Origin of the sequence: Pantoea osteomyelitidis (assembly GCF_044342975.1) — a bacterium.
Lineage (GTDB): Bacteria > Pseudomonadota > Gammaproteobacteria > Enterobacterales > Enterobacteriaceae > Pantoea > Pantoea osteomyelitidis.
This window is the reverse complement of record NZ_JBGFSN010000003.1, coordinates 436501-449264: the sequence shown is the minus strand read 5'-3', so window position 1 is coordinate 449264 and position 12764 is coordinate 436501. Positions and strand designations below refer to the sequence as shown.

Here is a 12764-nt window from a genome sequence, read left to right as displayed (position 1 = left end):
TGCCGCCGCAGGCGACGAGTAAATCAATTATTAGCAACGCCCTTCATCCACCGGGACGCGTTCACCGCAAGAGTTTACAGAAATGTTAACAGACTGCAAACAGCAGTGTCACGAACGGCGACAACAAGGCCGGCATTTGCCGGCCTTGATTACTTTCACATCACCAGACGACGAATATCTGACAACATGTTGCCGATGATGGTGATGAAGCGCGCACCATCAGCACCGTCGATCACGCGGTGATCGAAAGAAAGCGAGATTGGCATCATCAGACGCGGCACAAACTCTTTACCGTTCCACACCGGCTCCATCGCCGATTTGGAGACGCCGAGGATCGCCACTTCCGGCGCGTTAACAATCGGCGCGAAGTGCGTGGTGCCCAGGCCGCCCAGGCTGGAGATGGTGAAGCATCCGCCCTGCATGTCGCTTGCGGTCAGCTTGCCGTCACGCGCTTTTTTCGAGGTCGCCATCAGCTCGCGAGAAAGTTCGGTGATGCCTTTTTTGTTCACGTCTTTAAACACCGGAACCACCAGACCATTTGGCGTATCGACCGCCACACCGATGTTGATATATTTTTTCAACGTCAGTTTCTGCGCATCTTCAGACAGCGAACTGTTGAAGCGCGGCATCTGCTCCAGCGCAGCCGCGACCGCTTTCATGATAAACACCACCGGGGTGTATTTCACATCCAGCTTACGCTTTTCCGCTTCCGCGTTCTGCTGCTTACGGAACGCTTCCAGATCGGTGATATCAGTTTTGTCGAAGTGGGTAACGTGCGGGATCACCACCCAGTTACGGCTCAGGTTGGCGCCTGAGATTTTCTGGATACGGCCCAGCTCGACTTCTTCGATTTCACCAAACTTGCTGAAGTCGACTTTCGGCCACGGCAGCATGCCTGGCAGACCACCGCCGGTCGCAGCGGCAGCCGGTGCGGCTTCAGCGCGTTTCACCGCCTCTTTCACGTATGCCTGAACGTCTTCTTTCAGGATACGGCCTTTGCGTCCGGTGCCTTTGACTTTCGCCAGATTCACGCCAAACTCGCGCGCCAGACGACGGATAACCGGCGTAGCGTGGACATAGGCGTCGTTTTCGGCGAAGTCGCTCTTCGCGTCAGCTTTCGCCGCTGCCGGAGCCGCTTTCTGCTCGGCTTTCGCCGGGGCAGCCGCTGCGTCTTGCTTCGCAGCCGGGGCCGCGGCAGGCGCAGCGCCTTCCACTTCGAATACCATGATCAGAGAGCCGGTTTTCACCTTGTCGCCGGTAGCAACTTTGATCTCTTTTACGGTGCCCGCGAATGGTGCCGGGACCTCCATAGAAGCCTTGTCGCCTTCTACGGTGATCAGTGACTGTTCAGCCGCGACTTTATCGCCAACCTTCACCATCACTTCGGTCACTTCCACTTCGTCGCCGCCGATGTCTGGCACTTCAACATCTTTCGCGCCAGCGGCCGCGGCAGGCGCCGTGGCGGCTTCTTCTTTCACTTCCGGCTTAGGCGCGGCAGACGGCGCTGCACCTTCCGCGTCAAAGATCATGATCAGCGAGCCGGTGCTCACTTTATCGCCGGTAGCGATCTTGATCTCTTTCACGGTGCCGGCGAAAGGCGCCGGGACTTCCATCGAAGCTTTATCGCCTTCCACAGTAATCAGCGACTGCTCAGCGGCAACCTTATCGCCCACCTTCACCAGAATCTCGGTGACTTCCACTTCGTCGCCGCCGATATCCGGCACGTTTACGTCTTTGCTCTGCGTCGCGGCGGCCGGAGCAGCCTCTTTCTTCTCTTCCGCTGCGGCCGGAGCTGGCGCAGCCTGTGCCGCACCTTCCGCTTCAAAAATCATGATCAGCGAGCCGGTTTCCACTTTGTCGCCGGTTGAGATTTTGATCTCTTTTACCACGCCGGCCTGAGGCGACGGCACTTCCATAGAGGCTTTATCGCCTTCCACGGTGATCAGCGACTGCTCAGCTTCTACCTTGTCGCCCACCTTCACCAGGATCTCGGTCACTTCAACTTCATCTGACCCGATATCCGGTACCTTAATTTCGATAGCCATTACTCATTTACCTCTTATGCCAGACGCGGGTTAACTTTATCTGCATCGATGTTGAATTTGGCGATCGCATCGGCCACCACTTTCTTGTCGACTTCGCCACGTTTAGCCAGTTCGCCCAGTGCCGCAACCACAACATAAGCCGCGTCCACTTCGAAGTGGTGACGCAGATTTTCGCGGCTGTCAGAGCGGCCGAAACCGTCAGTGCCCAGTACGCGATAATCGCTGGCCGGAATGTAGCTACGAACCTGTTCAGCAAACAGTTTCATGTAATCCGTTGAGGCGACGGCAGGCGCGTCGTTCATCACCTGAGCGATGTAAGGCACGCGTGCTTCTTCGGTCGGATGCAGCATGTTCCAGCGCTCGCAATCCTGGCCGTCACGCGCCAGTTCGGTGAATGAGGTCACGCTGTAGACGTCAGAACCGATGCCGTAATCTTTCGCCAGGATCTGCGCCGCATCACGTACGTGACGCAGGATAGAACCAGAGCCGAGCAGCTGCACTTTACCTTTGCTGCCTTCCACCGTTTCCAGCTTGTAGATACCCTTACGGATACCCTCTGCCGCGCCTTCCGGCATCGCTGGCATATGGTAGTTTTCGTTCAGCGTAGTGATGTAGTAATAGATATTTTCCTGCGCTTCGCCATACATACGCGCCAGACCGTCATGCATGATGACCGCCACTTCGTACGCATAGGCCGGATCGTAGGAGATGCAGTTAGGAATGGTCAGCGACTGAATGTGGCTGTGACCATCTTCGTGCTGCAGACCTTCGCCGTTCAGGGTAGTACGACCTGAGGTGCCGCCTACGAGGAAGCCGCGCGCCTGCTGGTCGCCCGCCGCCCACAGCAGATCACCGATGCGCTGGAAGCCGAACATGGAATAGTAGATGTAGAATGGAATCATCGGCAGGTTGTTGGTGCTGTAAGAGGTCGCCGCAGCCAGCCAGGATGCGCCTGCGCCCAGCTCGTTGATCCCTTCCTGCAGAATCTGGCCTTTCTCATCTTCTTTATAGTACGCCACCTGCTCACGGTCCTGCGGGGTGTACTGCTGGCCGTTCGGGCTGTAGATACCGATCTGACGGAACAGGCCTTCCATACCGAAAGTACGGGCTTCGTCCGCGATGATCGGCACCAGACGATCTTTGATCGACTTGTTCTTCAGCATCACGTTCAGCGCACGCACAAAGGCGATGGTGGTGGAGATCTCTTTGCTCTGCTCTTCCAGCAGGCCGCTGAAATCTTCCAGGTTCGGCAGCTCCAGCTTCTCGCTGAACTGCGGCTGACGGCTCGGCAGATAGCCACCCAGCTTTTCACGCTGCGCGTGCAGGTAGCTGTGCTCTTCGGAACCTTTTTCGAAGGTGACGAGCGGCAGGCTTTCCAGCTGCTCATCCGCTACCGGCACGTTGAAGCGGTCGCGGATATAGCGAATGCCATCCGTGTTCATCTTCTTCACCTGGTGCGCGATGTTTTTGCCTTCGGCGGTGTCGCCCATACCATAGCCTTTAATGGTATGCGCCAGGATAACGATCGGCTTGCCTTTGGTATCCTGCGCTTTTTTCAGCGCCGCATAGATTTTCTTCGGATCGTGACCGCCACGGTTCAGCGCCCAGATCTCCTCGTCGGTCATATCTTTAACCAGCTCGGCGGTTTCCGGATATTTACCGAAGAAGTGCTCGCGCACGTACGCGCCGTCGCGGGATTTAAAGGTCTGATAGTCACCGTCGACGGTTTCGTTCATCAGCTGGATCAGCTTGCCGCTGGTATCTTTACGCAGCAGTTCATCCCAGCGACTGCCCCAAATCACTTTGATCACTTCCCAACCGGCGCCACCAAAGATGCCTGCCAGTTCGTTAATGATTTTGCCGTTGCCGGTGACCGGGCCGTCGAGACGCTGCAGGTTACAGTTGATGATAAACACCAGGTTGTCCAGCTTCTCGCGCGTCGCAATGGTGATGGCGCCTTTGGATTCCGGCTCATCCATCTCGCCATCGCCAAGGAAAGCGTAAACGGTCTGACCGGAAGTATCTTTCAGTCCACGATGCTCAAGGTACTTCAGGAATTTGGCCTGATAGATCGCCGACAGCGGGCCAAGACCCATAGAGACGGTCGGGAACTGCCAGAATTCCGGCATCAGTTTCGGGTGCGGATAGGAAGAGAGACCTTTACCATCCACTTCCTGACGGAAGTTGTTCATCTGCTCTTCGGTCAGACGCCCTTCCAGGAAGGCGCGCGCATAGACGCCGGGCGAAATATGGCCCTGGAAATAGACCAGGTCGCCGCCATCTTTTTCACTGCGCGCACGGAAGAAATGGTTAAAGCACACTTCGTAAATGGTTGCGGAGGACTGGAAAGAGGACATATGTCCGCCCAGCTCCAGATCCTTTTTCGAACCACGCAGAACGGTCATGATCGCGTTCCAGCGGATAGCGGAACGGATACGGCGCTCCAGAGTCGTATTCCCCGGATAGTCCGGTTCATCTTCAACGGCAATAGAGTTGATATAGTTGCTGAGGGTGGAACCTGCAGCTACTTTCACGCCGCCTTTGCGGGCAGCACCCAGAACCTGATCGATCAGATACTGCGCGCGCTCAACACCTTCTTCACGGATGACCGATTCGATCGCCTGTAGCCAGTCACGAGTTTCGATCGGATCCACGTCATTATGTAAACGTTCTGACATGGGGGGTATTCCTTATCTGTGTCTAATACGTTGAATTGTCTGGAGCCTGTCTCCCTGTACTCTTTTCTGAAAAGCACAAGGAGACAGGCCCGTCGTTTTATCCGCACGTTCGTTGCCGCGCGTTATTCCTTACGTTGCTGTAAACGACGCAGGGAGCGTTCACGCCGGCTCTGCTCCCGACTTCTGTCCAGCAAGATTTCCTCTATGAACGCCAGATGGCGGTGTGATGCTTCGCGCGCTTGTTCCGGCTCACGAGCAACAATCGCCTCGAAAATTCTGGCGCGGTGACCGCTCACTTTCGCCAGCATTTCCCGGCGGGAGTAGAGCAATTCAAAATTCTGGCGAACGTTTTGTTCCAGCATAGGGCCCATGGAACGGAGCAAATGCAAAAGCACAACATTATGGGCCGCTTCTGTGACAGCGATCTGATACTGCATTACTGCGTCCGCTTCGGCGTCGAGATCGCCGCTTTCCTGCGCCTGCTGGATCTGCAAATGGCAGTCGCGTATGCGTTGCAGGTCCTCTTCCGTGCCGCGCAGGGCAGCATAATAGGCCGCAATGCCTTCAAGAGCATGACGGGTTTCTAACAGGTCGAACTGAGACTCCGGGTGTTCGGCAAGCAGATCCACCAGCGGGTCGCTGAGGCTTCGCCAAAGGTTGTTTTGCACGAAGGTGCCGCCGCCCTGACGGCGCAGCAACAACCCTTTGGCTTCCAGACGTTGGATCGCTTCGCGTAATGAAGGACGTGAGACATCGAATTGTTTGGCGAGTTCGCGCTCAGGGAGCAGCTTTTCTCCCGGACGCAGCGTCCCTTCCATGATCAGGGATTCGAGCTGTTGCTCGATGGCGTCAGAGAGTTTGGGTTGGCGAATCTTAGTATAAGCCATCTTCCCTTCTTATTATGCCAATCGTCCGGAGTAAATTGGTAATACCAATTGCAAAAAGGTGCCGGTAAAGTAACAAAGTATTCACGCGGTGTCTATATGAGCGCCGTCACAATAAAAGAAGTTAAAAAGTTGTAACAGCGATAAGCCTGTGGGAAAAAAACAAAAAAGTCACTTTAGCGGGGCGGTTTATGCTGCGGCATTTTTACCAAAACTTACACAGAGTTAGATTGCCGATCATTACCGCCATAAGAGAAAACTATTCGTGTTTCTTCTTTATTTATAGCAGCAGGAAAAAAAGAGCAAAAATCAGAGCAATGCTGCTTTTTCGGCCATCTCTTAGCACAAAAAGCGAAACCAGGTGCAAAGCCGCACGCTTATCACTATTCTTGTCGCCAGGGTAGCATCCGTCTGTAAACAGCACGCCTGATACCGTAAAAGAATGAATACATTACCGTAATAACTTTCTTACAGCGTGCCTGCGCTGCGGAAGAAGCATAAAAAACATCACGAGGTTTGTATGGAACAACAGCACGGCGAAACGCTGAAACGTGGTCTGAAAAACCGCCATATTCAGCTGATCGCGCTGGGTGGTGCAGTGGGTACCGGTCTGTTTCTGGGGATCGCGCAAACGATCAAAATGGCCGGTCCGTCAGTTCTGCTGGGTTATGCTATCGGCGGCTTTATCGCCTTTCTGATTATGCGTCAGCTGGGTGAGATGGTGGTGGAAGAGCCGGTTGCCGGTTCCTTCAGCCACTTCGCCTATAAATACTGGGGCAACTTTGCCGGTTTTGCCTCTGGCTGGAACTACTGGGTGCTTTACGTGCTGGTCGCCATGGCGGAACTCACCGCCGTGGGTATCTATATCCAGTACTGGTGGCCGGGCATCCCTACCTGGGTCTCCGCTGCGGTATTCTTCCTGTTTATTAACGCCATCAACCTCACCAATGTGAAGGTCTACGGCGAGCTGGAGTTCTGGTTTTCCATTATTAAAGTCGCCGCCGTGGTGGGGATGATCGTGTTCGGCTGCTGGCTGCTGCTGAGCGGGCACGCCGGTCCGGAAGCCAGCGTCAGCAATATCTGGGCGATGGGCGGCTTTTTCCCGCACGGCGTTACCGGTCTGGTGATGGCGATGGCGGTGATCATGTTCTCGTTTGGCGGTCTGGAGCTGGTCGGCATCACCGCTGCCGAAGCGGATGAGCCGGAGAAGAGCATTCCGAAAGCCACAAACCAGGTGATCTACCGTATCCTGATCTTCTATATCGGTTCGCTGGCGGTACTGCTGTCGCTCTATCCCTGGACTAAAGTCATCGAAGGCGGCAGCCCGTTCGTGATGATTTTTCACGAGTTAGGCGACAGCCTGGTGGCTAACGCGCTGAACGTGGTGATCCTGACTGCGGCGTTGTCGGTGTATAACAGCTGCGTTTACAGCAACAGCCGTATGCTTTACGGCCTGGCTAAACAGGGCAACGGTCCGAAATCGCTGCTGAAGGTGGATCGTCGCGGCGTACCTTATGTGGCGCTTGGCCTGTCTGCACTGGCGACCGCCATCTGCGTATTGATCAACTACCTGATGCCGGGTGAAGCCTTTGGCCTGCTGATGGCGCTGGTCGTCTCCGCGCTGGTGATCAACTGGGCGATGATCAGTCTGGCGCACCTGAAGTTCCGCCGTAAAAAGGATCAGCAGGGCGTGACTACCCGCTTCAAAGCGATGTTCTATCCGGTGGGCAACTGGATCTGTCTGCTCTTTATGGCCGCAATTCTGGTTATCATGGCGATGACCCCAGGCATGGCTATCTCCGTCTGGCTGATCCCTGTGTGGCTGGTGATTCTGGGTATCGGTTACTTTGTGAAGAATAAAGCGCAGCAGCGCTAAACGATTCTGCTGACTGCTTTCCGCCGGCGATACCCTTGTCGCTGGCGGAATATTCCCCTCTCCCAGCCCTGTTTGCTTGCCGATCAACCTCACATTTCTCTCCGCGCGCGCGTTTTGTCCATTATCGTGACTATTTACTGCCAGCCATTCTGCTGATAATGCATTAATAATTTCTGCTCACACTGGATGAGCAGGAGAAAGACCATGAAAGGTTCCGCCCTCTCTTTTAAAGAGAAAGTGGGTTATGGCATGGGAGATGCCGGATGCAACATGATTAACGGCGCGATCATGCTGTTTCTCACTTACTTCTATACCGACATTTTTGGCCTGGCCCCGGCGCTGGTCGGCACCCTGCTGCTGTCGGTGCGGGTGCTGGATGCGGTGACCGATCCGATAATGGGCGCCATCGCCGATCGGACGCAAAGCCGCTGGGGGCGTTTTCGTCCATGGCTGCTCTGGGTTTCCGTGCCCTATGTGCTGTTCAGCGTGCTGATGTTCACCACACCCGACTGGAGCTACGACAATAAGGTTATTTACGCGTTTATTACCTACTTTCTGATGTCGCTCACCTATACCGCGATCAATATTCCCTACTGCTCGCTGGGCGGCGTGATTACCAACGATCCGGGTGAGCGCGTATCCTGTCAGTCTTATCGTTTTGTTATGGTCGGCATTGCTACCCTGATTCTCTCACTCTCGCTATTGCCGCTGGCGGAGTGGTTTGGCGGTGCGGACAAGGCGCGCGGCTACCAGATGGCGATGAGCGTTCTGGCGCTGATTGGTCTGTGTATGTTTCTTTACTGCTTCGCTACCGTGCGCGAGCGCATCCGCCCGGCTGTGCCCAGCAACGACGATCTGAAAAAAGACCTGCGCGACGTCTGGAAAAACGACCAGTGGGTGCGCATTTTGTTGCTGACCTTTTGTAACGTCTGCCCCGGCTTTATCCGTATGGCCGCCACTATGTATTACGTGACCTGGGTCATGGAGCAATCCACGCGCTTCGCCACGCTGTTTATTAGTCTCGGCGTAATCGGCATGATGGTTGGCAGCACGCTGGCGAAGGTGCTTACCGACCGCTGGTGCAAGCTTAAAGTTTTCTTCTGGACCAATATCGCGCTGGCGCTCTTCTCCTGCGGCTTTTACTGGCTCGACCCGCACGCCACAACAGCCGTGATGGCGGCCTATTTTCTGCTCAATATCCTGCATCAGATCCCCTCGCCGCTGCACTGGTCGCTGATGGCTGACGTCGACGATTATGGCGAATGGAAAACCGGCAAACGCATCACCGGGATTAGCTTTTCCGGCAACCTGTTCTTTCTCAAGGTTGGGCTGGCGGTCGCCGGGGCAATGGTGGGCTTTCTGCTCTCTTTTTATGGTTACGATGCCGGTGCGAAACAACAGTCTGCTGCCGCGCTTAACGGCATTATGCTGCTGTTCACGGTGATACCCGGTATCGGCTATCTGATTACCGCAGGGGTGGTGAGATTGCTGAAAGTCGATCGCGCATTAATGCGCACCATTCAGAACGATCTGGCACTGCGACGTGAAAATTTTCGCGAGCTTAATGAACTGACCACCATCAATCCGGGAGTGGTAAAATGAACACTGAATGGCCGAATCCCTTTATCGAGCAGCGCGCCGATCCCTTTATTCTGCGCCACGAAGCGCATTACTACTTTATCGCCTCGGTGCCTGAATATGATCGGCTGGAGATTCGTCAAGCCGACTCCCTCGCTGGCCTGCGTTCCGCCGAACCCGTTGTGGTGTGGCGCAAGCCCGACAGCGGTCCCTTCAGCCAGCTGATCTGGGCGCCGGAACTGCACCACATCAACGGGCAATGGGTAATTTACTTTGCGGCTGCGCCCACGCGCGCTATCAAGGATGGTCTGTTTCAGCACCGTATGTATGCGCTGGTTTGCGATGATGCCGATCCGTTAAGCGGCTACTGGCAGCCGTGCCGTCGCGTATTCACCCCTATTGACAGCTTCTCGCTGGATGCGACCCATTTTGTTCATCAGGGAAAAAACTGGTATCTCTGGGCGCAGAAAGATCCTGCCATACCCGGCAATTCAAACCTTTATCTGGCGCAGCTGATCAATCCGTGGACGATTAAGGGACAGCCGGTAATGCTGAGCCGTCCTGAATATGAATGGGAGTGTGCGGGGTTCAGCGTCAACGAAGGCCCGGCGGTGATTTGTCATGGCGAGCGGCTGTTTGTCACCTACTCAGCCAGCGCGACGGATGAAAATTACTGTCTGGGATTGCTGAGTATTGACGTGAATGCCGATCCGATGCAGGCCGACAACTGGCAGAAATCAGCACGGCCGGTGTTTGGCACCAGCTGGCAGAATCGGCAATATGGTCCGGGACACAACAGTTTTACTCAGGACGAAACCGGTCGCGAGGTGATGGTTTATCATGCGCGCAACTACACCGAAATTGAGGGCGATCCGCTCTGGGATCCCAACCGTCATACGCGGCTGAAAACCATTGACTGGCGTGACGACGGCACCCCTGATTTCGGCGTGCCGCCCGCCGATTACACCAGCGCGCCGTAAATCGTCAGCAGCGCCACTACCACAACCAGCACCAGCGAGACCCGCTTCGCCAGCGCCACCGCGACACGCGGCGTCTCGACTTTATCCAGGTGCGGATCGCGCGCCAGCGAGAATTGCGCCAGGCTGGTCAGCACCTGATACTGGGCGCTGCGCCAGTCGGTTAACGAAGCGAACCAGGCGGGCAAGGCGCGCTCGCCATGTCCCAGCAGGGCATAAGCGACGCCAGCCAGGCGCACCGGGATCCAGTCCAGCAGATGAAGGATTTTGTCCACGCCCGACTGCGCACGCTCCAGCGGCGACTGATGTCGTGCCAGCCAGCTCTGCCAGGCGCGCAGAAAAGCGTAGCCGACCAGCAGCACCGGTCCCCATTGCCCGCCTGCCACGAACCAGAAAAGCGGCGCCAGATAAAAGCGAAAGTTAATCCACAGCAGCGCATTCTGCAGCTCGCGCAGAAACTCCCCCTCGCTGCATTCAACCGGTACGCCGTGGATCAGGGTCAGTTCTGCGGCCATCGCCTGATGCGCAGCCAGGTCGTCATGGCTGGCCGCCTTGAGATAGGCATGATAATGCAGACGCACCGAACCGGCGCCGATGCACAGCAGTCCGACCACAATCCAGAACAGCAGCTGTACCACGCCAAACAGCACGCCCTTCAGGCTCCAGACCACCAGCCAGGTAATCAGCATCGCCAGCAGCGTCATCAATAGCGTGCGCAGCAGCGAAAAATGCCGACGCTGCCGAAACAGCGGCTCAAGCCGGTGATCTAACTGCCAGTGCTCGCCCAGCTTAAACAGGCGTTCCCAACCTAACACTAACAACAGGGTAAACAACGTCATACCAGCGGCTCCCGCAAGATCATACCTTCTCCTGCATTATTTGTGTCCTGTAGCGATTCCAGTCGAATGCCGGACCAGGATCGGTTTTACGTTGGGGTGCGATATCGCTGTGCCCGGTGATTCGCTCCGGCGTCAACGGATAGTGCGTCAGTAATAATTGGGTGATGGCGCTTAGCTGCTGATACTGCGCATCGGTGTAGGGCAAGGCGTCGGTGCCCTCCAGCTCAATGCCAATGGAGAAATCGTTGCAGTTTTCCCGCTCCTGAAAGCAGGAGACGCCCGCGTGCCAGGCGCGCTTGTCGAAAGGGACATACTGAACGATCTCGCCGTCGCGGCGAATCAGACAGTGCGCGGCGACGCGTAGCTGGCAAATATCGGCAAAATAAGGATGCGCATCGGGCGGAAGCGTTCCGGTGAAAAGCCGATCGATCCAGGGACCGCCAAACTCACCGGGCGGCAAACTGATGTTATGTATGACCAATAGCGAAGGCGCTTCGTTATCCGGCCGCTCGTTAAAGTGCGGCGATAATACTTTTCGCGCTTCAGCGATCCAGCCCTGTTCCAGTCTCATGCCTTATCTACCTTTTCTTAGTGTCGGCTGAGAATAACATGATTTTTTTAACCTTCTTGTCGCATAATGCGTTATGTAAACAGATGTTACAGGCCATGGGTTATTTTTCCAGCGCAGCATCAATAAGACAAAGCCTTGCTGTTAAGGATACTAAACAAAAAGCGAACCTGCTTCTGGCAAGCTTGCGTTATTCACGCTAGAGTGACCCTTTTCTCCTCTCTTTCAACCGGAGCGCTCAGCTTATGTCAACCCGAGGTTATGACCCCGATCGCCGCCGTAAAGAACTTCTTCAGCGTATTGAACATGACATTCCCTCCGCCGTAGCGCGGGCATTGCAGGAGGATCTTGGCGGCGAAGTCGATGCTGACCGGGATATTACCGCCCTGCTGCTGCCCGCTGACAAGATGGCTCATGCGCAGGTTATCACGCGCGAGGCGGGCGTTTTTTGTGGTAAACGCTGGGTCGAAGAGGTTTTTATCCAGTTAGGCAATAAGGTAACGCTTACCTGGCACGTTGAGGATGGACAAACGCTGATCGCCAATCAGGCGCTGTTCGATATCGACGGCCCGGCGCGCCTGCTGCTTACCGCAGAACGCACCGCCTTAAATTTCGTACAAACCCTTTCCGGCGCGGCGACAGAAGTTCGCCGCTACGTATCACTGCTGGAAGGGACAAAAACTCAGCTTCTTGATACCCGCAAAACATTGCCGGGTCTGCGTACCGCGCTGAAATATGCGGTGCTGTGCGGCGGCGGCAACAATCATCGTCTGGGACTTTCCGACGCCTTTTTGATCAAGGAAAACCATATTATTGCCAGCGGCTCGATTCGTCAGGCCGTAGAAAAAGCGCTCTGGCTCTATCCCGACGTGCCGGTTGAAGTAGAGGTGGAAAACCTGCAGGAGCTCTCCGCCGCGCTGGATGCGGGTGCGGACATTGTGATGCTGGATAACTTCACCCCTGAAACGATGCGCGAAGCGGTCGCCATCACTAACGGCCGCGCCCTGCTGGAAGTCTCCGGCAACGTCACTGATGAGACGCTGCCGCTCTACGCCCAAACCGGCGTGGACTACATCTCCGTCGGCGCCTTGACCAAGCATCTGCGCGCGCTCGATCTCTCCATGCGCTTTCAGGAAGTCTGACAAGCCGCTGCCGCCCGGCCTGCGTCGGGCGGTGTTTTGTGAACGGGCTTCCGGTTCGACTTCAGTTTCCTGCAACGCCGACGCTTTCCTGCGTAACGCTTTCCAGCCGCAAAATCTCCCGCTTTTTTCGTCATCCCATTCTTTTTATGGTGACGCCTTCTCAACAAGGAGGCTGAA

Annotated in this window: 9 protein-coding genes; 4 read left to right on the top strand and 5 right to left on the bottom strand. The window is 55.6% G+C overall.

The features are described 5' to 3' along the window. Positions 1 to 155: 155 nt before the first annotated feature. The 3 genes from aceF to pdhR all read right to left on the bottom strand — a co-directional run bounded on the left by aceF (position 156) and on the right by pdhR (position 5610). On the bottom strand, positions 156 to 2045 hold the full coding sequence (aceF, locus tag ABU178_RS04310; protein WP_397212319.1) for a pyruvate dehydrogenase complex dihydrolipoyllysine-residue acetyltransferase: 1890 nt from the start codon (positions 2043 to 2045) through the stop codon (positions 156 to 158). 14 nt (positions 2046 to 2059) lie between these two features. Continuing rightward, entirely contained in the window at positions 2060 to 4723 is a 2664-nt protein-coding gene (gene aceE / locus ABU178_RS04305; RefSeq protein WP_397212317.1) for a pyruvate dehydrogenase (acetyl-transferring), homodimeric type, read from the bottom strand. A 122-nt stretch (positions 4724 to 4845) separates the two neighbouring features. Then, entirely contained in the window at positions 4846 to 5610 is a 765-nt protein-coding gene (gene pdhR / locus ABU178_RS04300) for a pyruvate dehydrogenase complex transcriptional repressor PdhR (protein ID WP_397212314.1), read from the bottom strand. A 517-nt stretch (positions 5611 to 6127) separates the two neighbouring features. Here pdhR and aroP point away from each other — a divergent pair. From aroP to ABU178_RS04285, 3 genes are all read left to right on the top strand, one after another. After that, a complete protein-coding gene (gene aroP / locus ABU178_RS04295; RefSeq protein WP_397212312.1) occupies positions 6128 to 7483 on the top strand; it encodes an aromatic amino acid transporter AroP in 1356 nt (451 codons plus the stop codon). A gap of 204 nt (positions 7484 to 7687) precedes the next feature. Continuing rightward, entirely contained in the window at positions 7688 to 9085 is a 1398-nt protein-coding gene (locus ABU178_RS04290) for a glycoside-pentoside-hexuronide (GPH):cation symporter (RefSeq protein ID WP_397212310.1), read from the top strand. Continuing rightward, on the top strand, positions 9082 to 10041 hold the full coding sequence (locus ABU178_RS04285; protein ID WP_397212308.1) for a glycoside hydrolase family 43 protein: 960 nt from the start codon (positions 9082 to 9084) through the stop codon (positions 10039 to 10041). Before ABU178_RS04290 ends, ABU178_RS04285 begins: the two co-directional genes overlap by 4 nt. Here the strand turns inward: ABU178_RS04285 and ampE are convergent. Both ampE and ampD read right to left on the bottom strand, forming a co-directional pair. Then, a complete protein-coding gene (gene ampE / locus ABU178_RS04280) occupies positions 10023 to 10877 on the bottom strand; it encodes a beta-lactamase regulator AmpE (RefSeq protein ID WP_397212306.1) in 855 nt (284 codons plus the stop codon). The genes ABU178_RS04285 and ampE overlap by 19 nt on opposite strands. A 19-nt stretch (positions 10878 to 10896) precedes the next feature. After that, positions 10897 to 11448 (bottom strand): 1,6-anhydro-N-acetylmuramyl-L-alanine amidase AmpD, encoded by a 552-nt coding sequence (ampD, locus tag ABU178_RS04275; RefSeq protein WP_397212304.1) that lies wholly within the window; start codon positions 11446 to 11448, stop codon positions 10897 to 10899. A gap of 242 nt (positions 11449 to 11690) precedes the next feature. Between ampD and nadC the strand changes: the two genes are divergently transcribed. Further along, entirely contained in the window at positions 11691 to 12587 is an 897-nt protein-coding gene (gene nadC / locus ABU178_RS04270; protein WP_397212303.1) for a carboxylating nicotinate-nucleotide diphosphorylase, read from the top strand. The last annotated feature ends 177 nt before the right edge of the window (positions 12588 to 12764 follow it).

Coding starts and splice junctions, on each gene's coding strand:
- pdhR (WP_397212314.1), bottom strand. CDS start 5,610: ATGGCTTATACTAAGATTCGCCAACCCAAACTCTCTGACGCCATCGAG.
- ABU178_RS04285 (WP_397212308.1), top strand. CDS start 9,082: ATGAACACTGAATGGCCGAATCCCTTTATCGAGCAGCGCGCCGATCCC.
- aroP (WP_397212312.1), top strand. CDS start 6,128: ATGGAACAACAGCACGGCGAAACGCTGAAACGTGGTCTGAAAAACCGC.
- ampD (WP_397212304.1), bottom strand. CDS start 11,448: ATGAGACTGGAACAGGGCTGGATCGCTGAAGCGCGAAAAGTATTATCG.
- aceE (WP_397212317.1), bottom strand. CDS start 4,723: ATGTCAGAACGTTTACATAATGACGTGGATCCGATCGAAACTCGTGAC.
- nadC (WP_397212303.1), top strand. CDS start 11,691: ATGTCAACCCGAGGTTATGACCCCGATCGCCGCCGTAAAGAACTTCTT.
- ampE (WP_397212306.1), bottom strand. CDS start 10,877: ATGACGTTGTTTACCCTGTTGTTAGTGTTAGGTTGGGAACGCCTGTTT.
- ABU178_RS04290 (WP_397212310.1), top strand. CDS start 7,688: ATGAAAGGTTCCGCCCTCTCTTTTAAAGAGAAAGTGGGTTATGGCATG.
- aceF (WP_397212319.1), bottom strand. CDS start 2,045: ATGGCTATCGAAATTAAGGTACCGGATATCGGGTCAGATGAAGTTGAA.